Below are 21,413 nucleotides of genomic sequence, written 5' to 3'. Positions count from 1 at the left end.
TGAACATGGCGATCACATCCTCCACCTCCACCTTGACCACGCTCGGCAGCCTGGATCCCTACGGCCTGGGCAGCAGCGGCACTTCCAATCCGGTGACTGCAGCCAGCAATCCTGCGGCCGTAGCGCAGGCGGTCGAGCTGTCGTCGGAGGCCTCGGTGATTGTGACTCTGGGCGGCGGGTCCTCCGCCAATTCCGGCCTCACCTACAATGCGGCGGGGCTGTTTGATTCCATCGTCAATGCCGGTTCGTCGGCCGGCACCTCCACCGATCTCACCCAGAACCAGGCCACCCAGAGCTATTACCAGGGGGTGCTGGGCAGCATCGTCACGCCGGGGGCCACTTCGGGCATCTATGATGGCTCAGGCGTGTTCGCCGGCGAGGGGCTCAGTTCGCAGCTCTCCCTGCTGCTCAAATCCCAGCCTGATCTGACTGGTTCCATCGTCGAGGACATCGTCAACCAGAACGTGGTCGGCGGCCTGATCTCGACCATGGCCTGAGGCGGCGTCCCTTTATTCCTGGCAGTTCAGTCGGTGATGAGTGCGGCCAGCTGTGCGCATAGCGCGGCATCCTGCGCGCTGCGTTCGCTGACGCGATGATCCACGCCCGGCAGGTCGACGATGCGGCAGTCGCTGGCAGAGCTGGCGTGCTGGCGGATCAGCTCGGCGATCTCGGCCGGGATGACGGCATCCTCGCTGGCGCGGATCAGGGTGAGCCGTCCGCGATAAGCACGGATCATCTGCAGCACTTCGGCATCCCGCCAGCTGTGCGGGCGCCGCAAGGCCGCGCTGAAGGCCGGCCCGAAAGGCAACATGAAGGCGGCACCATCATAGAGCGCACCGACCAGCGTGACGACATGGGTGATCTGGTTCTGCGCCCGGCAGGCCAGGCGCAGGGCGATTTCGCCGCTCATGCTCACGCCCACGACGGTGCGCGGCGAGACGGTGAGGCGGTCCAGCGCGGCTTGTGCTTCGTCCAGACGTTTGGACAGGGAATTGGGCAGCAGGGCACTGCTTTGCCCATGGCCGGAAAAATCGATGGCGGCACTGCCGCAGCCTCGTGCGGCAAGGGCCTGCCGCAGTGGCCATTGGCGCTGCCGATCCCCTTGCCCGGCCCCGTGCAGCACCAGTGTATGGACGGGCTGGCCGGGCGCGCTGCGCAGAATATCGGCCGCCAGCGTTTCCGCGCCCGCCGCCAGGGCCAGTTCTTCACGCGGGCAGGGATAGCGCGCGGACACGTTTTCAGTCGTCCGGATGACGGCGTTCGAGGCCTGGCGTGCTGGCGTAATAATGGCGTTTGGCTTCATACATCAGGCTGTCGGCCCGCTGCACCACCTGCTCCAGACGCTCGCCGGGAACGCCGGTAGCCGCGCCCATCGACAGGCTCAACGAGACGCCCGAATAGTACTGATTGTTCACTTCGACCAGTTTCTGGATCTGGTCCATCAGCAACTGGCAGCCACGCTCGTCGGTGGCCGGCAGCAGGATGGCGAATTCGTCACCGCCGGTCCGCGCCACGCTGCAAGGGCGTTCCACCGCCTTGCCCAGCACTTCCCCCACGCGGCGCAGCAGGGCGTCGCCGGTGGCGTGGCCCAGCTCGTCGTTGACTTCCTTCAGGCCATTGAGGTCAGCCACGATCACGCTGACCGGGAAGGGACCCTTGCGCTCCAGGCGGTTGAGTTCGTCGACCATGTAGGCGCGGTTGTGCAGCTTGGTCAGTTCATCGTGCTTGCCGAGGAATTCCAGATAGGCTTCGGCCTTTTTGCGGGCGGTGATGTCGGTGAGCGCCACCAGCACCAGGTCCCAGTTGTTTTCGTGTCCGGGGAAGACAGAAAACTGCAGATGGACGTGAAGGGTTTCACCGGTCAGCGAGTAGTTCACTACCTCACGGTGGTGCAGCAGGTTGCCGTTCCACAGCTCGATCAACTGTTCGTTGAAATGCGGACGCATGTCGTCGCGGAACACGTCGGACAAACGCGAGAGCAGGGTGGCCTTGTCCGGGGCACCGAACATGGACAGTGTCTGCAGGTTCACATCGATGACGCGGATTTCCTGCATGCAGCGCTCCACGAATTCCGGATGCACATCCGTGAAGGTGCGGAAATCGGTGATGCCGATGCGGTGCAGGTCGTCGAAGAGGCGCTTGACCGCGCTGAAATCTTCCACCCACAAGGAAATGGGTGAATATTCGAAGAGGCCGCGCGCGTAGTTTTCGCTGCGGGAGAGCTTCTTGCGGGCCGTCTCGCGCTCGGTGACGTTCTCGATGGCCAGCAGCACGTAATCCCAGCTCTCTTCGCTGCCGGGCATGATGCGCCCGGAGAGCTGGATGTCCAGCCGCTTGCCGCCCAGGGTGTAGTTGACGGTATAGCTGGAGAAGGTAGTGCCGCCATTCCACAGCTGCACCATCTCATCGATGAAGGTGTCGAGCATGTCATCCCGGAAGATCTTGTCCAGGTTGGCCACCAGGTGCGCCAGGTCGCGCGCTTCATACCATTCCAGGGTGCGCCGGTTGACGTCGACCACGCGGATCTGCATGGCACAGGCCTGGGCGCGGCTGGGGTCCACGGTCAGATAGCTGCGCAGGTCGGTCACGCCGTCGGCGCGCCACTGGTCGAACAGGCGCTTCAGGCCACTGTAGTCCTCTTTCCATAAGGAAACGGGCGTGAGGTCGAAGGTCTCTTGTTCGGAAAGGGCCGGGATGGAAGCCGGAACGGAGCGGGCGAAGGAGGATTCGTTCTGCATGACACTTCATCTTTTGCTGATGATGAAGTGTAATATTTTTACGGAAACTCCTGCAGCTCTTCCATCGCCCGTTCACCCCGTTTTGCGCAATTTTATTGCTCGAAAAGCGCGAATGATGCGAAATTGTTAACTAAAAGTTAATTTTCATCAATCCATCCGATGGCCCGTGGCCTGATTGCTCAATGGCCAGGACCCCATTCCGGCGCGGTCCGCCCGCTCCGCAGCGTGCGCAGCCAGACCACCAAGGGCGCATACCATGCCTGCGCTATCGGACGCAGGCACAGCAGTTCACCCTCGTGCGTGGCCAGCACACCGATCCAGCCCTCGTGCGCCAGCACCATCCTTTCTCCGTCGCTCAGCCGGGTCTGGCGGCTCACCAGACGGTCCGCCTGCCATTGCGCCGATTCGGTCACGCGCACTTGCGGCGCCTGGCACAGCAGCTGGCTGCCGGCCGGCAGCCAGAGTTGCAGATGCTGGCCGGCGGCCAGTGGCAGGACCTGGGTGGTGGTGCGGGCGGTCAGCGGTGCGGGCATGGTGTTCTCCTTGTAGATGGGCCAGCCTGCAGTCTAGGGAGGGCGGCGCGGCGACAACAGGCACAGGAAAATTCACTCTGCTGCGTAACAGGCTGCAGCTTTTTGTTCTGTTACCCCTGCTTTTCGCCTACTCTGTATCTGTTCTGGTTTCGTCCTCACGAAGATGATGACTGTTATGGATACCCGCCCGCACCTACCCGACATGAAGCCCGCGGCACCGCCGCCGGCCACTGCATCGGCCGCCCTTGCCGCCGCCCCCGACAACGGACGCCAGCCCCTGTACCGTCGTCTGGCCGAGCATTATCAAGGAGCCATCCAGTCCGGCACCCTGGTGGCCGGCGACCGCATGCCCTCGGTGCGCGACCTGATGCGCCAGCACCAGGTGAGTTTGTCGACGTCCTTGCAGACGCTGCGCCATATGGAAGAGGGCGGCTGGCTGGAAGCGCGTCCGCGTTCCGGCTACTTCGTGCGCCAGCCGCGCCGCTCGGCGATCCGGCCGGTGCAGGAGCCCAAGAGCCTGATGGCCATCGATCCCGAGCAATATGCGGGCATCCACGAAAAGGTCTCCAAGTACATCGCCCTGCGCCAGAGCGGCGCGCCCCGCATCGACCTCTCCGGGATGACCTGTGCGCCCGAGCTCTATGCGGTGGAAACCCTGAAGCAGGCCGCCATGCGGGCCCTGCGCGAGCGCCCCGAACTGCTCACCAGCGCCATGCCGCACAACGGCAATGCCACCTTCCGCCAGGCGGTGGCGCGGCGCGCATTGCATCACGGCATGCGCATCGATCATGAAGAAGTGGTCGTCACCCACGGCTGCATCGAGGCGCTCAACCTGGCCCTGCGCGCGGTGGCGGGGCCGGGCGACACGATCGCGGTGGAGTCGCCGACCTACTTCGGCCTGCTGCAGGCACTGGAAAACCTCGGCATGAAGGCGCTGGAAATTCCGACCAGCCCGCACACCGGCATCTCGGTAGAAGCGCTGGAACTGGCCGTGCGCACCTACGGCAACATCAAGGGCGTGGTGGTGGTGCCCAATCTGCAGAATCCGCTGGGCTGCATCATGCCCGACGAGCACAAGGACAAGCTGGTACGCCTGTGTGAAGAATTGCGCCTGCCCCTGATCGAAGACGACGCCTATACCGAGCTGGCCGACGGCAACGTGCCGCCCTCCAGCCTCAAGAGCCGCGACCGCAGCGGCAATGTGATCTATTGCGCGTCGCTCAACAAGGTGCTGGCCCCCGGCATGCGGCTGGGCTGGATGAATGGTGGGCGCTGGCATGAGCGGGTCAAGATGCTCAAGTTCACCCACACCCGCGCCAATGAGGAATGGACCCAGGTCACCGCCGCCGACTTCATCGCCAGCCCCGCCTATGACCGCCATCTGCGCCGGCTGCGCCAGTTGCTCAAGGAACAGCGCGAACGCATGGCGGAGTCGATCGCAGCCTATTTCCCGGAAGGTACGCGCCTGAATGTGCCCAATGGTGGCGTCGGGCTGTGGGTGGAGCTGCCGGCGCAGGTCTGCTCGCAGCAGTTGTTCGAGCGGGCGCTGCTGGAGGGCGTGGGGGTATCGCCGGGGGCCATCTTCTCCAATTCCAACCGCTACGGTCACTTCCTGCGCATCTGCTGCGGCCATCCCTTCACCCGCGAACTCGACCAGGCCCTGCGCCGCCTGGGCAGCATCGGGCACAGCCTGGCTTTCTTGTAGAGCTTGGCAAGCTTTCAGGAGAATCAGGCATTGCCCGAAAGGGCAGTCTGCTGCAGACTTGTAAAGACAATGTAAAGAGCGCCGGACTTTTCGTCCGGTGCCTCCATGCGCTTTACGAGGGGAGCCGTTCATGCCTGAGCCGCAGACTACGCAGATCCAGCCACCGCACGCAGTCCGCCTGAACGCGGCCATCGATGCCCACATGGCGGGCCGCCGGGAAGAAGCCCGCGCCATCTACGAAGCCGTGCTGGAAGACGATCCCATCGAGCCGGTCGCCTTGCACTTCTACGGCATCTGGCTGCACCAGGCCGGACGCCATGCCGAGGCGCTGGACAAGCTGGAGCTCTCCAGTGCGCTGGAACCCGAAAATGCCGCCTGGCACAACGACCTGGGCAATGTCCTGTTTGCGCTGGGCGAGCTGGACGGTGCTGCGCAGGCGTATGGTGCGGCGCTGGAAGCCGCGCCCGCAGATCACACGATCTGGAACAACCTGGGGGCCACGCACATGCAGCAGGGCCGCAATGAGGAGGCCATTACCGCCTTCCAGCGCGCGGTGGAGATCGCCCCCGAATTCCTGCCGGCGCTGCTGCACCTGGGCAATCTCTTCGAGGCTGCCGGCGACAAGATGCAGGCTTCGCACTACCAGTGCCGCGCCTACGTGTTACCGCCGATGGAGGGCAAGTCCTGGGAGATGGTCGGCATTTCCTTCTACTTCCTCGGCCGCCTGGAAGAAGCCGCAGAAGCCTATCGCGCCTGGCTGGCCAGCGAACCCGACAATCCGATTGCGGCCCACATGCTGGCCGCCTGCTCGCAGTTGGATGTGCCCACGCGCGCCTCGGATCGTTACCTCGAATCGCACTTCGACCGCTACGCCGAGACGTTTGAAACCAATCTGCTGCACAGCCTCGGCTATCGTGGCCCCAGCCTGATCGGGCAGGGCGTGGCCCTGGTCACGCAGGCGGCGCGCCAGTTTGCCACCATCGACATCGGTTGCGGGACCGGGCTGTGCGGGACCTATTTGCGGCCTTATTCGCAGCATCTGGCCGGCGTGGACCTGGCCGGCAAGATGCTGGAAAAGGCCGCGGCCACCGGCCACTACGATCAACTGGAAAAGGCCGAGATCACCGACTACCTCCTGCGTCATCCGCAAAGCTGCGACCTGGTCACGGCGGCGGATACGATGATCTATTTCGGGGATCTGGAGAATGTGTTCAAGGCGGTTGCTGCTGTCTTGAAACCGGGCGGGTACTTCGTCTTCACGGTGGAGGTGCTCACGCCCCAGGACGGGGTGGAGCAAGGCCATCGGCTGCATGCCAGCGGACGCTACCGCCATGGCCGCGATTATGTGCGCACGTTGCTGCAGGCACAGGGCATGGAGCCGCTGCATCAGCGTGATGAAGTATTGCGCGAGGAAGTGCGCCAGCCAGTGGCCGGCATGCTGTTCGTGGCGCGCCGGCAGTGAAGCGACGCGCCACGAGGGACGGCATCGGTCAGACTGCGGCCTTGAGCGCCGCTTCCACCTGCTCCCGCCGGGGGATGGGGTCCACTGCGCCGTAGCCGGTGGTGGAGAGGGCGGCCGCGACGTTGGCATAGCGTGCCGCCGCGAAGGGATCGCGCCCGGCCATCAGCTCGGCCATGAAGGCCCCGCCAAAACAGTCCCCCGCACCCGTCGCATCCAGCGCCTGCACCGGATAGGGCGAGACCATGCGGCGCTCCTGGCGGGTAGCTACATAGCAGCCTTCATGGCCCAGCTTGAAGGCCACCAGCTTCACACCGTAATCCAGCAGGTGATCGACGATGGCGTCCCGGTCATTGAGTCCGGTCAGCATAGATACATCTTCCCAGCTCGGCAGGCAGACATCGCACAGGCGGAAGGCCTCGGCCATTTTCGCCTGTGCGCGTTCCAGCGGCCATAAACGCAGCCGCAGGTTGGTATCGAGCGAGGTGGTTACGCCAGCGGCGCGCGCATGCGCCATCGCAGCCAGGCCGGCGTCGCAGGCACTCTCGCTGATGGCCAGGCTGATGCCTGACAGGTGCAGGGCACCCGCTGCGGCGATGGCTTGCAAAGGCAAGTCGCCCACGGTGTAGCGGCTGGCTTCCGAGCCGGCGCGGCGATAGTGGAAGTGATGTCCCTGATCGTCGTGCGTGACGAAGTACAGGCCGGTACTGCCATTGGCTTGCACCGCCACGTGCTGTACGTCGACCTGCTCGCGCTGCCATAGCGCCAGCAGGTCCTGGCCGAAGTGGTCGTCCCCCACGGCGCTGACATAGCCCGACGCGGCACCCTGGCGGGCTGCCGCGATGGCGAAGTTGGAGGTGTCGCCGCCAAAACCTTGCAGGTACTGGCGCGGCGTGTCGATGCGCTGGTTGAATTCGACCATGGCTTCGCCGTAGGCGAGGATGGGTTTGTTCATGTGCTGTTCTTTCGCTCTTCTTTCCCGGGCATCGATCAGAAGAAGGTCTGCACGATGTCGGTCACATCGAAACGCTGGTCCACGACGACCAGGTGACGCCACTTGTCGAAGGTCAGGCAGGGGTGGGAAATATCGAAGGCGATCATGTCGCCGACCTGGATATCATCGCCCTCGGCAATTTTCAGGTAGGCGTGCTGGTCCATCATGCCGGTCACTTCCCAGTGCGCCGGGGTGGCTTGCGGCTGGGTATCCTGGCCCGGGCGGAAGCGCGTGACCGGGGCCGGCAGGCCGGCATCGAAAGCGGCATCGCGCTTGCCCAGGGCGATGATGGCCTTGTCGGCCTCGGGGATGGATTGCACGTACGCCCACAGCTGCAGCGCCGGCTGCAGCTGGCTGCGCATGCTGTGCGCCACCGGATTGCGGACCTGGATCTGCGATTGCGCGGCACGATAGATGCCCACGTCATGGGTGAGATAGCAGCCCGGACGCAGCACCACGTCCAGCGCGGCACCGATGTCGGCCTGGCCGAATTCCTCGGCGACCACGTCGTACCAGGCCGAACCGGCCCCGGTCAGGATCGCCGGGCCCTGCGCCAGGCGGCGTGCCAGTTGGCCTTGCGCGGAAAGATCCTTCAGGCAGGCCACCGCGCGCTGCAGGAAACGGCGGATGTCGGCCTCTTCCTTGAGCACACCTTCATAGACCTCCACACCCGCCAGAGCCAGGCTGTCCCAGCGCGCAATGGCGGCCAGCACCGCCTGCTGTTGCGTGTCGTCACGCACGCCGGTGCGGCCGCCTGCGGGGCCCAGTTCCAGCAGGACGTTCAGGTTCTGCTTGCGCTCGGCGAAGAAGCGGCCCAGCTGATCGGCCAGCGCAGCCGAATCGACCAGGCAGAAGAATTCAAACGAGGGATCGGCCAGCAGCTCGGCAATGATGGTCATGTTGCGCTTGCCCACCAGCTGGTTGGCCATGATGACGCGGCGCACGCCGTGGTGATAGGCGGCCAGGGTCTGGTGGGCGGTGGCCAGGGTGATGCCCCAGGCGCCGGTGTCGAGCTGGCGTGCGAAGAGCTTGGGGGCCATGGTGGTCTTGCCGTGCGGGGCCAGCTTGACCTGGTACTGGCCGACGAAGTCCTGCATCCACTTCAGGTTGTGGGCGATCTTTTCTTCATACAACACCGCGGCCGGCAGGCTGATGTCTTCATTGAGCAGGTTCCAGCGCACCTTGCCCGCCTGTTGCGGGGTGAGGGGTTGCGCCAGCGCACCCAGGCCCTTGTTGAGCGGGTCGATCATGCCGGCCTGAAACTGGCTTTGGTAGTTTGTATCACTCATCGCTTTAATTCCTGTGAAATTAGGATTGACGTAATAATAGCCTTGAATTTACTATGTTTACGCCGTGTTAGTAAATAACATAAATTGTTTGCGCGGCACCTTCCGGGGTCGCTGGTTGCATGGCCCGCCCATTCCCGCAGACTGAATTTTCCTTCCCATGGCGCAGACATTGGACATCATTTCCCGCATCACCGAGCGCAGCAGTACCTTGCGCCTGGCTGAACAGAAAGTGGCTGAAGCGATCCTGGGCGATCTGGCCGCGGCTGCCAGCGCCAGCATCGGCGAGCTGGCCGGGAAGGCGGGCGTCTCGGTGGCCAGCGTGACCCGCTTTGCCAAAGCCATGGGCTGCCGCGACGTACGCGAATTCAAGTTCCTGCTGGCCCAGGCGGTGGCGGTGGGGCAGCGCTTCTTCGATGGTGCCAAGACGGTGCCCTCCGAGCAGCCGCCGGAACTGGCCGACGTGGTCTACCGCGACATCCACGCGGTGCTGGAACTGAACCGTGCCATGCTCAACCCCGACATGTTGATGCAAGCCGCGCACCTGCTGCTGGGCGCGCGCATGATCTACTGCTTCGGCATGGGCGGCGGCTCCACCATGATGTCCGACGAGGCGCGCTATCGCCTGGTGCGCCTGGGCCGTCCGGTGGCGACCTATCACGATGCGGTGCTGCAGAAGATGGTGGCGGCCACCCTCGACAAGGACGACGTGCTGCTGGTCTTCTCGACCACCGGCAGCGTGCCCGAGCTGCTGGCCAGCTGCGAGGTGGCGCGCGAATACGGCGTCAAGCTGATCGCCATCACCGCCCTCGGATCGCCGCTTGCGAAGATGGCCGATGTGCTGCTGCCCATCAAGACGCTGGAAACCGACCTGATTTTCAAACCGTCCTCGTCGCGCTACGCCATGATGGCGACGCTGGACATGCTGGTGCTGGAGCTGGCCTTGCTGCACAAGGAAAGCAGCCAGGAACGCCTGCGCCGCCTCAAGTACGTGCTCGATGCCCATCGCGGCGGCGGCGACTTGCACCAGCCACTGGGAGACTGACATGACATCCACGCAGCAATCGTCGGGCAGCCCCCGGCACTGCGACATTCTGATCCGCCACGCTCTTGTCATCGATGGCAGCGGGGCCGAGCCGGTCCAAGCCGACGTCGCCGTGCGCAATGGCCGCATCGTCGCCGTCGGCCAGCTAGCGGGCTGGCAGGCCGAGCAGGAAATCGACGGCACCGCGCGCGTGCTCTCGCCCGGCTTCATCGATGCGCACACGCATGACGATACCAACGTCATCCGCACGCCGGAGATGTTCCCCAAGCTGTCGCAGGGCGTGACCACGGTGGTGGTCGGCAACTGCGGCATCAGTGCCGCACCGGTCACGCTCAAGGGTGATCCGCCGGACCCGATGAACCTGCTGGGCAAGTCCGAGGCGTTCCACTATCCGAGCTTTGCCAGCTATGTCGAGGCCGTCAATGCCGCGCAGCCGGCCATCAACGTGGCTGCGCTGGTCGGTCACACGGCCTTGCGCTACAACCACATGGACCGTCTCGATCGTGCGGCCAGCGATGCGGAAATCGACGGCATGCGCGCGCAATTGCGCGAGGCGCTGGAGCATGGTGCGCTGGGTCTTTCCACGGGACTGGCCTACGGCAATGCCATCAACGCCCCCACGGAAGAAGTGCTGGCCCTGGCCGAGCCGCTGGCCGAGTTCGGCGGGCTCTATGCGACACACCTGCGCAGCGAATTCGCCGACATCCTCAATGCGATGGAGGAAGCCTTCCGTATCGGCAAGCATGCACGGGTACCGGTGGTGATCTCGCACCTGAAGTGCGCGGGCGTGGAGAACTGGGGCCGCAGCAGTGAAGTGCTGCAGGCACTGGAAGCCGCCTCGCGCCACCAGCATGTGGGCTGCGACTGCTATCCCTACACCGCCAGCTCGTCCACGCTGGACCTGAAGCAGGTCACCGCCGATTACGACATCCAGGTCACCTGGTCGGAGCCGCATCCGGAGCAGGGCGGCAAGATGTTGAAGCAGATCGCCGCCGACTGGGGCGTGGACCTGCACGCCGCTGCCGCGCGCCTGATGCCTGCCGGGGCCGTGTATCACTGCATGTCGGATGACGACGTCAATCGCATCCTCTCGCATCCGGCCACGGTGGTCGGTTCCGATGGCCTGCCCAACGATCCCTTGCCGCATCCGCGCCTGTGGGGGGCTTTCCCGCGTGTGCTGGGCTATTACAGCCGCGAGCAGAAACTGTTTTCGCTGGCCGCCGCCGTGCACAAGATGACGGGTTTGTCGGCCCAGCGCTTCGGCCTGGAACAGCGCGGTTTCGTGCGCGAGGGTTATCACGCCGACCTGGTGCTGTTCGATCCCGAGACCATTCGTGATGCCGCCAGCTTTACTGATCCCATGCAGCCGGCGCATGGCATCGAGGCGGTGTGGGTCAACGGGCAGCTGGCCTATCGCGGCCAGGACAAGCAATCCACCAGTGCACGTGCCGGACGCTTCCTGGCGCGCACGGTGCAGAAAACGTCAGCCTGAGTTGCAGAAAACGTCAGCGGGCGATTATCAACTTCAAGTTGCAAATCGCTTATCAGATTCATTTTTCAGATTCGTATCCGAGTTCAATCCAAGTTCAGTAAAGGAGCAGCAATGAGCATTCAACGATTTGGTGTGGAAGGTGGCAGCGGCACCGGTGGCCAGCATCTGCCGTTCGCACGCGCAGTGGCCGCCGATGGCTGGCTGTACGTGTCGGGCCAGGTGCCCATGGAAAACGGCGAGGTGATCGACGGCGGCATCGTGGCGCAGTCGCACAAGGCCATCCAGAACGTGCTGGCCATCCTGAAGGAAGCCGGCTACGGCCCCGAGCACGTGGTGCGCTGTGGCGTGTGGCTCGATGATGCACGCGACTTCCCCTCCTTCAACAAGGTCTTCAAGGAATACTTCGGTGCCAACCCGCCGGCCCGTGCCTGCGTGGTCTCCAGCATGGTGGTGGACTGCAAGGTCGAGGTCGATTGCGTCGCCTTCAAGCGCTGATGCAGCAGGGGCAGGGCAGTTCTGGAACTGCCTTGTACTGCCCGTTGCCGGGCAAGACGGAACAAGAAGAACAAAAAGAATAAACGATATAAAAGATTTAAAAGATTTTCCGATTTCGCAGTACCAATTTGCCGGCAGGGGTGTCGTATCGCCGGCGGTGTCTTTTACCTTCTGAAGAGGAGCAACAGATGGAGGCTGTACAAGGAAGTGTGCTACTGGTCTATGCACTGGTAGCGGTGATCGCGTTGATCGTGCTGATCGCCAAATTCAAGATGAACCCGTTCATCGTGCTGATCGTGGTGTCGCTGGTGCTGGGCCTGGCCGTGGGCATGCCCATGGGCAATATCGTCAAGGCCTTCGAGACTGGCGTCGGCAATGCGCTGGGCCACATCGCACTGGTGGTGGGCCTGGGGACGATGCTGGGCAAGATGATGGCCGAGTCGGGCGGCGCCGAGCGCATCGCCAACACCATGATCAAGGCCTTCGGTGAAAAGAACGTGCACTGGGCCATGATGACGGTGGCTTTCATCGTCGGTTTGCCGGTGTTCTTCGAAGTCGGTTTCGTGCTGCTGGTGCCGATCGCCTTCAACGTCGCCAAGCGCACCGGGACCAATATGGTGCTGGTGGGCATTCCCATGGTGGCTGGTCTGTCGGTGGTGCACGGCCTGATCCCGCCGCACCCGGCCGCGCTGCTGGCGGTGACCGCCTACAGCGCCGACATCGGCCGCACCATCCTGTATGCGTTGATCGTCGGTATTCCTACGGCCATCATCGCCGGTCCGATCTTCGGCAAGCTGATCTCCAAGGTGGTGATTCCCAATCCGGACAATCCGCTGATCTCGCAATTCGTCGATGAGAGCAAGAAGGATCGTGAACTGCCGGGCTTCGGCATCACGCTCTTCACCATCCTGTTGCCGGTGGCGCTGATGTTGATCGGCAGCTGGGCGGACCTGTTCTTCGCCCCCAAGACCTTCGCCAATGATTTCCTGCGCCTGATCGGCAACTCCGTGATCGCGCTGTTGATCGCCACCCTGGTGAGCTTCTGGACCTTCGGCCGCGCCCGTGGTTTCGGTGCCGACCAGATCCTGAAATTCACCAACGAGTGCCTGGCGCCCATCGCCGGTATCACGCTGGTGGTCGGTGCGGGTGCGGGCTTTGGCCGCATCCTGATGGATGGCGGCGTCTCCAAGGCCATCGTCGGCATCGCCACCGATGCGCATCTGTCGCCGCTGATCCTGGGCTGGTTCGTGGCCGCGCTGATCCGCGTGGCGACCGGTTCGGCGACGGTGGCCATGACGACCGCCTGCGGTATCGTGGCGCCCATCGTCTCCACCGTCGGTGGCGTGCGTCCCGAGCTGATGGTGCTGGCCACCGGTGCCGGTTCGCTGATCCTGTCGCACGTCAATGACGGCGGTTTCTGGCTGGTCAAGGAATACTTCAACATGACCGTGCCGCAAACCTTCAAGACCTGGACCGTGATGGAAACGCTGGTCTCGGTGCTGGCCCTGCTGTTCACGCTGGCGCTGGCGACAGTGGTGTAAGTACGCTGCAGTGCTTGCGCTGAAAAAGAAAGGCTGCCCGGAGCGATCCGGGCAGCCTTTCTTCTTTCTTCATCGTGCAGGTGCAGGTGCAGGTGCCGGGCAGGGGATGCGCGTGCTCAGTTGCGGAAACGCGAATCATCGAAACGCGGATCAGGACCGTTCTCGATCTTCTCCACGATGCCCTGATCGTTGAAATACACGGTCATCTGCGAATTCCAGACGCCGCTTTCCTTGAAGCCGTAGTTCCACGCCTCGAAGGGGATGCGGGCATAGCGCGTCACCTCAGTGGGACGGCCGACGCGGCGCAGCACATCCAGCTTGGTGTCCTGCTTGGCGCGGATGGCGTGGAAATTCTGCAGCGTCCACACTTGCTCGTAGGAAATCAAACGATGATCGGGACCGATGCGGGCCATGTACTGGTATTGGCCGAAGGCACCGGCAGCGTATTCAAAGACGCGGCCGTTGCCATCCGGATACACATTGGTGGGCGCGCCCAAGCGGGCCACGACCTGCTCTTCGGGCTCGCCCGGCTGCACCGGCGGTTGCAGCAGCGAGGCACAGCCGGACAGGGCGGCAGCGGCCAGCAGGGCGGCAGCCAGCCTGGGGCGGGCGCGTTGCATGAGGGAAACGGGGGAAGGCATGTCGACTCCTGAGTAAGTTGTCATTCCGTCCGGCTGTGGCAGGGACGCAGCGTCATCGGCAGAAACAGTGCGGCTGTGCTTGCCGATGTTGGTCGGAATGGTTTTTTGCTATATAATTTCGCGTCCGGTCGGTTTGACCGGATTCTCATTTTTTGTTCACGGTATGCAGGGCAGGCCAGTTTTCGACGCTCCGCACACCGCTTGTGAAAGGTAAAAGCAATGTCCATCGAAAAAGCAGCCAAGGCTGCCATTATCTCCGAAAACGCCCGCGGCACGAACGACACCGGTTCTCCGGAAGTGCAAGTCGCGCTGCTGACCGCACGCATCAACGACCTGAACGGCCACTTCAAGGCCCACGTCAAGGATCACCACTCCCGTCGTGGCCTGATCAAGATGGTCAACCGTCGCAAGAGCCTGCTGTCCTACCTGAAGAACAAGGACGCTGATCGTTACCGCGCCCTGATCGAGAAACTCGGTCTGCGCAAGTAATTTGACTCCGCGTCTGGGTCCCGGGGTTTGCGCCCCGGACCACCACGAAATGCCTGCGTCACTCGTTGACGCGGGCATTTTGTTTTTTGCGATTCCGCAAGCTCAGGCATAAGCCGGGGCAAGTATCCTCGCAAAACGCCCTCCCTCGGGGCAGGAATGCATCATCGTTTCATCGCGGCAGGCTGTTTGTGTGATCAATGCCGCGTTCGTCGTGAGTGACCGGTTTCGCCGGCCACTGTGGTGAGGTGAACGACAGCGCCTGAAAATCTGTCGGCAAAAGGAAGCCGTGCACCGCGGACACAGTCGGGGCCGGCTCCATAAAAGAAAGGAAATACCGTGTTCAATAAAGTAACCAAGACCTTCCAGTACGGTCAGCATCAAGTGACCCTGGAAACCGGCGAAATCGCTCGCCAGGCTTCTGGCGCCGTGGTGGTGTCGGTGGAAGACACCGTCATCCTGGCCACCGTGGTGGCCCGCAAGGAAGCCAAGCCCGGCCAGGACTTCTTCCCCCTGACGGTCGACTACATCGAGAAGACCTATGCAGCCGGCCGCATCCCCGGCGGTTTCTTCAAGCGCGAAGGCAAGCCTTCCGAAAAGGAAACCCTGACCTCGCGCCTGATCGATCGTCCGATCCGCCCGCTGTTCCCGGAAGGCTACCTCAACGAAGTGCAGGTGATCATCCACGTGCTGTCGGTGAACCCTGAAATCGATCCGGACATCCCCGCCATGATCGGTGCCTCGGCAGCCCTGTCGCTGGCCGGCATCCCCTTCAATGGCCCGGTGGGCGCAGCCCGCGTCGGTTACATCGACGGCCAGTACGTCCTGAACCCGACCACCTCGCAGCTCAAGTCCTCGCAGCTGGACCTGGTGGTGGCCGGTACCGAAACCGCCGTGCTGATGGTGGAATCGGAAGCCGATCAACTGTCCGAAGAAGTCATGCTGGGCGCTGTCGTGTTCGGTCACGACCAGTCCAAGGCTGTCATCGAAGCCATCCACGCCCTGGTGCGTGACGGCGGCAAGCCGGAAGTCCAGTGGACCGCCCCGGCCAAGAACGAAGCCCTGATCGCACGCGTCTCGCAACTGGCCGAAGGCCCGCTGCGCGAAGCCTACCAGACCAAGGACAAGCAAGCCCGTACCGAAAAGCTCAAGGCCGTGACCGCCCAGGTCAACGAAGCCCTGGTCGCTGAAGGCGCTGCCAACAACGGCGTGGCTGCGGATGCTGCCGAAGTCGGTTCCATCCTGTTCGACCTGGAAGCCAAGATCGTGCGTTCACAGATCCTGGAAGGCGAGCCCCGCATCGACGGCCGCGACACCCGCACCGTGCGTCCGATCTCGATCCGTACCGGCGTGCTGCCGCGTACCCACGGTTCGGCCCTGTTCACCCGCGGCGAAACGCAAGCCCTGGTCATCGCGACCTTGGGTACCGCACGCGATGAACAGAAGATCGACGGTCTGCTGGGTGAATACTCCGACCGCTTCATGCTCCACTACAACATGCCTCCGTTCGCCACCGGCGAAACCGGTCGCGTGGGCACCCCGAAGCGCCGCGAAATCGGCCACGGCCGCCTGGCCAAGCGCGCGCTGATCGCCGCGCTGCCGGCTGCTGACGAGTTCAGCTACTCGGTGCGCCTGGTCTCGGAAATCACCGAGTCCAACGGTTCCTCCTCGATGGCATCGGTGTGCGGCGGCTGCCTGGCACTGATGGACGCCGGCGTGCCGATGAAGGCCCACGTGGCCGGCATCGCCATGGGCCTGATCAAGGAAGGCAACAAGTTTGCCGTGCTGACCGACATCCTGGGCGATGAAGATCACCTGGGCGACATGGACTTCAAGGTGGCCGGTACTGCCAACGGCATTACCGCCCTGCAGATGGACATCAAGATCCAGGGCATCACCAAGGAAATCATGCAGGTCGCGCTGGAGCAGGCCAAGGAAGGCCGCCACCACATCCTGGGCAAGATGCAGGAAGCCGTTCCGGCCGGCCGTGCCGAGCTGTCCGACTTCGCACCGCGCCTGATCACCATCAAGATCAACCCGGAAAAGATCCGTGACGTGATCGGCAAGGGCGGCGCCGTCATTCGTGCGCTGACCGAAGAAACCGGCACCCAGATCGACATCAGCGACGAAGGCGTGGTCACCATCGCCTCCGTGGATGCGTCGGCTGGCCAGGAAGCCAAGCGCCGCATCGAAGAGCTGACCGCTTCCGTGGAAGTGGGCAAGATCTACGAAGGCACCGTCCTGAAGCTGCTGGACTTCGGCGCCATCGTCCAGGTCCTGCCGGGCAAGGATGGCCTGCTGCACATCAGCCAGATCGCCAACGAGCGCGTCAACGCCGTGGCCGACTACCTGAAGGAAGGCCAGCAAGTGCGCGTCAAGGTTCTGGAAACCGATGACCGCGGCCGCCTGAAGCTGTCGATGAAGGCTGCCCAGGCCGAAGAAGGCGACGCTGCCGCTCCGCAAGAAGCGCAGTAATCCCTTCTGCCTGAACAGGCAACAAGGAAATCCCCCGTGCCGCAAGGCCGGGGGATTTTTTTGTGCGCGCAAGAGGATGCGGACAATCTGCCCAAGTGATTTAGAACCAAAAGTATGCGATTCTGTCCGTCTGCTTTGAGGGACATCAAGGTTCCGGTGTGCCGCGCTCATCAGGGGAGGGCGTGGTACTGCCAACAGGCAGATCCGCAGATCCGAATAGAGAGTAGGGGACAGCCGTGCGGCCAGGCCAGATTCACATGACCGGCCTGCGCGGACAGAACAACACGTTACTTTTGAAAGGAAGGCAATGCCCCACGTCATCATCATCGGTTGCGGCTTCGGCGGTCTGGCCGCTGCGCGCGAACTGGCCCACGCCGATGTGCGCATCACCATGATCGATCGCAGCAACCACCACCTGTTCCAGCCCTTGCTGTACCAGGTGGCCACGGCCGGGCTGTCGGCCCCGGCCATCAGCGCGCCGATCCGCGCCATCCTGGCGCAGCAGCGCAACCTCACCACGCTGATGGCGGCGGTGACCGGGATCGATACCGCCGGCAAGTCCGTCACGCTGGAAGACGGCAGCGAGCTGTCCTATGACTACCTCATCGTCGCCGCAGGCTCCACGCACAGCTACTTCGGCCGCGATGAATGGAGCGCGCTGGCGCCGGGCCTGAAGACGCTGGAGGATGCCTTCGAGATCCGCAAGCGCATCCTGATGGCCTTTGAACATGCCGAGCGCGAGACCGATGCGCGCCGTCGCCAGGAATGGCTGACCTTCACCGTCATCGGCGGCGGGGCCACGGGCGTCGAGATGGCCGGTACGCTGGTGGAAATCGCGCGCCATACGCTCTCGGGCGAATTCCGCAATATCGATCCGCATTCGGCACGCGTGGTGCTGGTGGAAGGCTCGGAGCGCGTGCTGGGGGCCTATCCCGAGGACCTCTCCGAGAAAGCCCGCGAACAGCTGCACAAGCTCGGTGTGGACGTGCGCACCGGTTGCCGTGTGGTACACATCGATGAGACCTGCGTGCGCTATGCCAATTTCGATGGCGAGCAGAGCCTGGCCACGCGCACCGTGATCTGGTCGGCAGGTGTAGCGGCCTCGCCGCTGGGCAAGCAACTGGGTGTACCGGTGGACCGTGCTGGTCGTGTACCGGTCACGCCGCAGCTCTGTATCGGTGGCCACGACGAAGTGTTTGTGATCGGTGACCTGGCTGCCGCACAGTCGGACGGCAAGCCGGTGCCGGGCGTGTCACCGGCGGCCAAGCAGATGGGCCGCGTGGCCGCGCGCAACATCAAGCATCACATTGCCGGACAGCCGGCCGAGAGCTTCGTCTACAAGGACTACGGATCGCTGGCCACCATCGGTCGCCGCGCGGCCATTGCCATGGTCGGCAAGCTCAAGTTCTCGGGGTATCCGGCCTGGCTGTTCTGGCTGTTCGTGCACGTGTATTTCCTGATTGGTTTCCGCAACCGCATCATGGTGATGGCTGATTGGGCCTGGGCGTATTTCACCTTCAAGCGCAGTGCACGAGTGATCTCGGCGACCATGCCGACGCACACCGAGCAGACGCCCTTGCGCAAGGAAGTGGCTGAGTAGATTCGGTCTGCATTCCAGCAAAAAGCCCTCGCTTCCGTGATCGGGAGCGAGGGCTTTGTTTTGCGGGAGGACGGCGTGTGGATCAGTCTTCCAGCGCCAGCATGGCAAAGCTGGCCAGCCAGTGGCCACCGCTGTAGTGGCTGCCGACCACCTGGTCGATGGAGGCCGCGATGTGGCGCTGGATCGCCGCTTCGATCGCACTGCGTGCCGCGTGATGGGCGGGCAGATGACGCAGCACGTTCTTCATGCACCAGGCGCGCGAGAGGTTCAGACCATCCAGATGCGCAACCTTCGGATCGGTCGGGTCGGAGACGTAGGCGGGATGCGTGATCTGGGTGACTTCGGCAATGCGGGGCAGATACAGATCGAACCATGCGGTGAATGCATCGGTCGAGAGCACCTTGCTCATCAACAAGGCCTCGGTCAACGCACCAGAGATGAATTCGTCACCACCCGGTTCATAGTGAGCCGGATAGTCGGTGTCCTTGCCGTAGTGTTGATTCGACCAGTCGACAATCAGCGCTTCCAGTTCGGTATCGGTGACGTGACGCGCGTAATCCAATGCCAAGGCAAGTGAAAACGCCGTGTTGAAGTGCGTGCCGACGCGAATCGGATAGCTCAGCTTCGACAGATAGTCGAACAGGCGACGCCTGATCTCGGTGGTCAGCGGTTTCATCGCAGCATGCCATTCGGCCGCACGAGGATGGGCCGACATCAACAGTTCCTGGTCCAGTGCCAGCAACCAGCCGAAGCCGTAGGGGCGTTCGAAGGGGGCGCGATTGGGCGCACGGAAATAGTCCGTTTCGTGCTCCATGAGCTCAGGTGTGAAATGGTCGTCAAAGATCGCCGTGATCTCGTCAGTGACCGCCATCGACGGATACAGGCGCAGGCAGCGCAACAGCAGCCAGTAGCCATGCACCGCCGAGTGCCAGTCATAGCAGCCGTAGAAGACAGGATGCATCGCGCGCGGGGAGAGCACATCGCCCTCATCGTTGAGCAGATGCATGATGTGGTTGGGATATTCCTGGCGCAGATAGGCCAGCGGCATGCGGGCAAATTGTTCCGCCCGGTCGAGAGTGAGTTGCATGGGGACTCCTTGAAGCAAGTGGGGCGACCTGGCCGCAACAGCGCATGCGGCCAGGTCAGGCCTTCCGTTCAGATCAGCGGAAGGCAAGGAAGTACATCAGGAACACGTTCACGGTCAGCAGCGCCAGTGCAGTCGGGATCTGCACCTTGATGACCTGGTACTTGTTCTTCAGTTCCAGCAGCGCGGCCGGCACGATGTTGTAGTTCGCGGCCATGGGCGTCATCAGCGTGCCGCAATAGCCGGAGTACATGCCGATGGCCACCAGCGGTGCCGGATCGGCGTGATGCCCCAGGATCAGGAAGGGCAGGGCGATGCCCGCGCTCATCACCGGGAAGGCGGCGAAGGCATTGCCCATCACCATCGTGAACAGCGCCATGCCCACGCAGTAGATCACCACCACCAGGAAGCGATTGTCCGGATTGACGAACAGGCTCACCACCTGCTGCACCGAGGTGCCGGTCTTGGCGGCCACGAAGACGCCACCGAGCATGGCCAGCATCAGCGGCAGGATCGCGGCCCAGCCGATGGAGTCCACCAGTCGGCGCGACTGGCGTACCGCTTGCAGCGGCGTGCCACGGGTGAGCACGCAACCGGCGATGAGCGCACACACGCAAGCCACGCACAGGGCGGCCAGGGTCAGCTGTTTCTGGTCCAGCAGCATCAGGCCACCGACCGAGACGCCCTTGAGCAGGACGGTACAGGCCACCGTGATGACCGGGATCAGCACCGCCGGGAAGAACAGCCAGTTGCCCAGCCGTTTGGCCGACGCCACCCGTTCGTCATGCGTGGAGGTCGCATAGCTGCCCATGGAGAGCATGCCGGTACCGGCGATGAGCGAGATGATGATGACGGTGCCGCCGATGATGCGGTGAGCCATGGACTTGCCCAGGCTTTCCACCAGCAGGTCGCCGAACAGGAACACGGCGCCGAACAGGAACCAGAACAGGGCCGTGGTGAAGCGCTTGGGGTTGCCCTTGTCACGCAGGGTCATCACGGTCAGCATCATGACGATGATGCCGATGAGGTAGTAGATGCGGTTGATCGAGATAAGCGTATTCATGCGGACACCTTGGCAGCGGATTGGGTAGCTTTCCACGCATCGACGTCGCGGCGGATGGAAGCGTCGAGACGGGTCAGGCGGAACATGTGGATCACCAGTGCCGACAGGGCAGTGGGGATGGCCCACAGGCCGATGTGCAGCGGCTCGATGTTGGTGATGCCGTTTTCCTTCAGGAAGGCATCCATCAGCAGCACCGCGCCGAAGGCGATGAAGATGTCCTCGCCGAAGAACACGGCGATGTTGTCGCAGGCGGCGGCATGGGCCTTGATCTTGTCGCGGATGTGCTGCGGCAGGTCTTCGCCATAGGCGTTCACTGCTGCGCCTTCGGCCATCGGTGCCAGCAGCGGACGCACCGTCTGCGCCTGGCCGCCGAGATAGATCAGGCCCAGTGCGGCCGTGCCTTCACGCAGGATGAAGTAGAGCATCAGGATGCGCGCCGAGGTGGCGCTGGCGATGCTGGAGATCCACGCCTGGGCGCGTTCCTTCAGACCGTAATGTTCCAAGAGGCCGATGATCGGCAGGATCAGCAGGAAGGTCGCCAGCGAACGGCTGTTGACGAACTTCTCGCCGAAGGTTTCCAGCAGCATGCCGAAGTCCATGCCGACCGACAGGCCGGTGGTGAGACCCGCGACCGTGACCACCAGCAGCGGGTTGAAACGCAAGGCAAAACCGGCCACGACGATCGGTATCCCGATCAGCGGCAACAGTGTCGTACTCTCCATGAAAAACTCCCTATGTGAATGAGGAAAAATCCTGCCGCCATGGTGCAAGGTCCG

19 protein-coding genes are annotated in these 21,413 nt (G+C 63.2%); 10 read left to right on the top strand and 9 right to left on the bottom strand.

Going from position 1 to position 21,413, the window contains the following annotated elements:
• The first annotated feature begins 5 nt into the window (after window positions 1–5).
• The gene (locus MKD49_RS11520) at window positions 6–497 is read left to right on the top strand and encodes a hypothetical protein (RefSeq protein WP_252696327.1); all 492 of its coding nucleotides are present in this window, start codon (window positions 6–8) and stop codon (window positions 495–497) included.
• Between the two features lie 26 nt (window positions 498–523).
• Here the strand turns inward: MKD49_RS11520 and MKD49_RS11515 are convergent, their stop codons facing one another.
• The 3 genes from MKD49_RS11515 to MKD49_RS11505 all read right to left on the bottom strand — a co-directional run bounded on the left by MKD49_RS11515 (window position 524) and on the right by MKD49_RS11505 (window position 3,271).
• A complete protein-coding gene (locus MKD49_RS11515; RefSeq protein ID WP_252696326.1) occupies window positions 524–1,234 on the bottom strand; it encodes an alpha/beta fold hydrolase in 711 nt (236 codons plus the stop codon).
• Window positions 1,235–1,238: 4 nt separating this feature from the next.
• Window positions 1,239–2,738 carry a sensor domain-containing diguanylate cyclase gene (locus MKD49_RS11510; RefSeq protein WP_252696325.1) on the bottom strand — a complete coding sequence of 500 codons (1,500 nt, stop codon included), beginning with the start codon at window positions 2,736–2,738 and terminating at the stop codon, window positions 1,239–1,241.
• A gap of 179 nt (window positions 2,739–2,917) precedes the next feature.
• Window positions 2,918–3,271 carry a hypothetical protein gene (locus tag MKD49_RS11505; RefSeq protein WP_252696324.1) on the bottom strand — a complete coding sequence of 118 codons (354 nt, stop codon included), beginning with the start codon at window positions 3,269–3,271 and terminating at the stop codon, window positions 2,918–2,920.
• Window positions 3,272–3,473: 202 nt separating this feature from the next.
• On the opposite strand from MKD49_RS11505, the gene MKD49_RS11500 reads away from it, so the two are divergent.
• On the top strand, window positions 3,474–4,976 hold the full coding sequence (locus tag MKD49_RS11500) for a PLP-dependent aminotransferase family protein (protein ID WP_371925465.1): 1,503 nt from the start codon (window positions 3,474–3,476) through the stop codon (window positions 4,974–4,976).
• A 130-nt stretch (window positions 4,977–5,106) separates the two neighbouring features.
• The gene (locus MKD49_RS11495) at window positions 5,107–6,438 is read left to right on the top strand and encodes a tetratricopeptide repeat protein (RefSeq protein WP_252696322.1); all 1,332 of its coding nucleotides are present in this window, start codon (window positions 5,107–5,109) and stop codon (window positions 6,436–6,438) included.
• A gap of 28 nt (window positions 6,439–6,466) precedes the next feature.
• Here MKD49_RS11495 and MKD49_RS11490 read toward each other — a convergent pair whose 3' ends face one another.
• Together MKD49_RS11490 and MKD49_RS11485 are read right to left on the bottom strand one after the other, a co-directional pair.
• Window positions 6,467–7,390 carry a sugar kinase gene (locus tag MKD49_RS11490; protein ID WP_252696321.1) on the bottom strand — a complete coding sequence of 308 codons (924 nt, stop codon included), beginning with the start codon at window positions 7,388–7,390 and terminating at the stop codon, window positions 6,467–6,469.
• A 35-nt stretch (window positions 7,391–7,425) separates the two neighbouring features.
• Window positions 7,426–8,718, bottom strand: a complete 1,293-nt coding sequence (locus tag MKD49_RS11485; protein ID WP_252696320.1) for an amino acid deaminase — start codon at window positions 8,716–8,718, stop codon at window positions 7,426–7,428.
• Between the two features lie 157 nt (window positions 8,719–8,875).
• Here MKD49_RS11485 and MKD49_RS11480 point away from each other — a divergent pair, with 157 nt between their 5' ends.
• From MKD49_RS11480 to MKD49_RS11465, 4 genes are all read left to right on the top strand, one after another.
• Window positions 8,876–9,760 carry a MurR/RpiR family transcriptional regulator gene (locus MKD49_RS11480; protein ID WP_039786740.1) on the top strand — a complete coding sequence of 295 codons (885 nt, stop codon included), beginning with the start codon at window positions 8,876–8,878 and terminating at the stop codon, window positions 9,758–9,760.
• 1 nt (window position 9,761) lies between these two features.
• A complete protein-coding gene (locus tag MKD49_RS11475; protein ID WP_252696319.1) occupies window positions 9,762–11,252 on the top strand; it encodes an amidohydrolase family protein in 1,491 nt (496 codons plus the stop codon).
• 111 nt (window positions 11,253–11,363) lie between these two features.
• Window positions 11,364–11,747, top strand: a complete 384-nt coding sequence (locus tag MKD49_RS11470) for a RidA family protein (RefSeq protein ID WP_017450656.1) — start codon at window positions 11,364–11,366, stop codon at window positions 11,745–11,747.
• Window positions 11,748–11,935: 188 nt separating this feature from the next.
• A complete protein-coding gene (locus MKD49_RS11465; RefSeq protein ID WP_252696318.1) occupies window positions 11,936–13,288 on the top strand; it encodes a GntP family permease in 1,353 nt (450 codons plus the stop codon).
• 116 nt (window positions 13,289–13,404) lie between these two features.
• Here the strand turns inward: MKD49_RS11465 and MKD49_RS11460 are convergent, their stop codons facing one another.
• Window positions 13,405–13,929 carry a hypothetical protein gene (locus MKD49_RS11460; RefSeq protein ID WP_121039164.1) on the bottom strand — a complete coding sequence of 175 codons (525 nt, stop codon included), beginning with the start codon at window positions 13,927–13,929 and terminating at the stop codon, window positions 13,405–13,407.
• A gap of 219 nt (window positions 13,930–14,148) precedes the next feature.
• Here MKD49_RS11460 and rpsO point away from each other — a divergent pair, with 219 nt between their 5' ends.
• The 3 genes from rpsO to MKD49_RS11445 all read left to right on the top strand — a co-directional run bounded on the left by rpsO (window position 14,149) and on the right by MKD49_RS11445 (window position 18,490).
• Window positions 14,149–14,418, top strand: coding sequence for a 30S ribosomal protein S15 (rpsO, locus tag MKD49_RS11455; protein WP_006712917.1), 270 nt, complete (start codon window positions 14,149–14,151; stop codon window positions 14,416–14,418).
• A 336-nt stretch (window positions 14,419–14,754) separates the two neighbouring features.
• Window positions 14,755–16,890, top strand: a complete 2,136-nt coding sequence (gene pnp, locus MKD49_RS11450) for a polyribonucleotide nucleotidyltransferase (RefSeq protein ID WP_252696317.1) — start codon at window positions 14,755–14,757, stop codon at window positions 16,888–16,890.
• A 307-nt stretch (window positions 16,891–17,197) separates the two neighbouring features.
• Entirely contained in the window at window positions 17,198–18,490 is a 1,293-nt protein-coding gene (locus tag MKD49_RS11445) for an NAD(P)/FAD-dependent oxidoreductase (RefSeq protein WP_252696316.1), read from the top strand.
• A gap of 82 nt (window positions 18,491–18,572) precedes the next feature.
• Here MKD49_RS11445 and MKD49_RS11440 read toward each other — a convergent pair whose 3' ends face one another.
• The 3 genes from MKD49_RS11440 to MKD49_RS11430 all read right to left on the bottom strand — a co-directional run bounded on the left by MKD49_RS11440 (window position 18,573) and on the right by MKD49_RS11430 (window position 21,359).
• Entirely contained in the window at window positions 18,573–19,577 is a 1,005-nt protein-coding gene (locus tag MKD49_RS11440; RefSeq protein ID WP_252696315.1) for a DUF2891 domain-containing protein, read from the bottom strand.
• Window positions 19,578–19,650: 73 nt separating this feature from the next.
• Entirely contained in the window at window positions 19,651–20,637 is a 987-nt protein-coding gene (locus tag MKD49_RS11435) for a DUF979 domain-containing protein (protein WP_252696314.1), read from the bottom strand.
• Entirely contained in the window at window positions 20,634–21,359 is a 726-nt protein-coding gene (locus MKD49_RS11430; RefSeq protein WP_013233768.1) for a DUF969 domain-containing protein, read from the bottom strand. The genes MKD49_RS11435 and MKD49_RS11430 overlap by 4 nt, the downstream gene beginning before the upstream one ends.
• Window positions 21,360–21,413: the final 54 nt, after the last annotated feature.

Source organism: Herbaspirillum sp. WGmk3, assembly GCF_023952535.1.
Classification (GTDB): domain Bacteria; phylum Pseudomonadota; class Gammaproteobacteria; order Burkholderiales; family Burkholderiaceae_D; genus Herbaspirillum; species Herbaspirillum huttiense.
This window is presented reverse-complemented; position numbering and strand designations above follow the sequence as displayed.

Bases quoted from the DNA above. Each gene is read 5' to 3' on its own strand.
- MKD49_RS11460 (WP_121039164.1), bottom strand. From the start codon at position 13,929: ATGCCTTCCCCCGTTTCCCTCATGCAACGCGCCCGCCCCAGGCTGGCT.
- MKD49_RS11435 (WP_252696314.1), bottom strand. From the start codon at position 20,637: ATGAATACGCTTATCTCGATCAACCGCATCTACTACCTCATCGGCATC.
- MKD49_RS11495 (WP_252696322.1), top strand. From the start codon at position 5,107: ATGCCTGAGCCGCAGACTACGCAGATCCAGCCACCGCACGCAGTCCGC.
- MKD49_RS11520 (WP_252696327.1), top strand. From the start codon at position 6: ATGGCGATCACATCCTCCACCTCCACCTTGACCACGCTCGGCAGCCTG.
- MKD49_RS11510 (WP_252696325.1), bottom strand. From the start codon at position 2,738: ATGCAGAACGAATCCTCCTTCGCCCGCTCCGTTCCGGCTTCCATCCCG.
- MKD49_RS11485 (WP_252696320.1), bottom strand. From the start codon at position 8,718: ATGAGTGATACAAACTACCAAAGCCAGTTTCAGGCCGGCATGATCGAC.
- MKD49_RS11500 (WP_371925465.1), top strand. From the start codon at position 3,474: ATGAAGCCCGCGGCACCGCCGCCGGCCACTGCATCGGCCGCCCTTGCC.
- MKD49_RS11430 (WP_013233768.1), bottom strand. From the start codon at position 21,359: ATGGAGAGTACGACACTGTTGCCGCTGATCGGGATACCGATCGTCGTG.
- MKD49_RS11505 (WP_252696324.1), bottom strand. From the start codon at position 3,271: ATGCCCGCACCGCTGACCGCCCGCACCACCACCCAGGTCCTGCCACTG.
- MKD49_RS11480 (WP_039786740.1), top strand. From the start codon at position 8,876: ATGGCGCAGACATTGGACATCATTTCCCGCATCACCGAGCGCAGCAGT.
- MKD49_RS11475 (WP_252696319.1), top strand. From the start codon at position 9,762: ATGACATCCACGCAGCAATCGTCGGGCAGCCCCCGGCACTGCGACATT.
- MKD49_RS11465 (WP_252696318.1), top strand. From the start codon at position 11,936: ATGGAGGCTGTACAAGGAAGTGTGCTACTGGTCTATGCACTGGTAGCG.
- MKD49_RS11440 (WP_252696315.1), bottom strand. From the start codon at position 19,577: ATGCAACTCACTCTCGACCGGGCGGAACAATTTGCCCGCATGCCGCTG.
- MKD49_RS11490 (WP_252696321.1), bottom strand. From the start codon at position 7,390: ATGAACAAACCCATCCTCGCCTACGGCGAAGCCATGGTCGAATTCAAC.
- MKD49_RS11445 (WP_252696316.1), top strand. From the start codon at position 17,198: ATGCCCCACGTCATCATCATCGGTTGCGGCTTCGGCGGTCTGGCCGCT.
- MKD49_RS11470 (WP_017450656.1), top strand. From the start codon at position 11,364: ATGAGCATTCAACGATTTGGTGTGGAAGGTGGCAGCGGCACCGGTGGC.
- rpsO (WP_006712917.1), top strand. From the start codon at position 14,149: ATGTCCATCGAAAAAGCAGCCAAGGCTGCCATTATCTCCGAAAACGCC.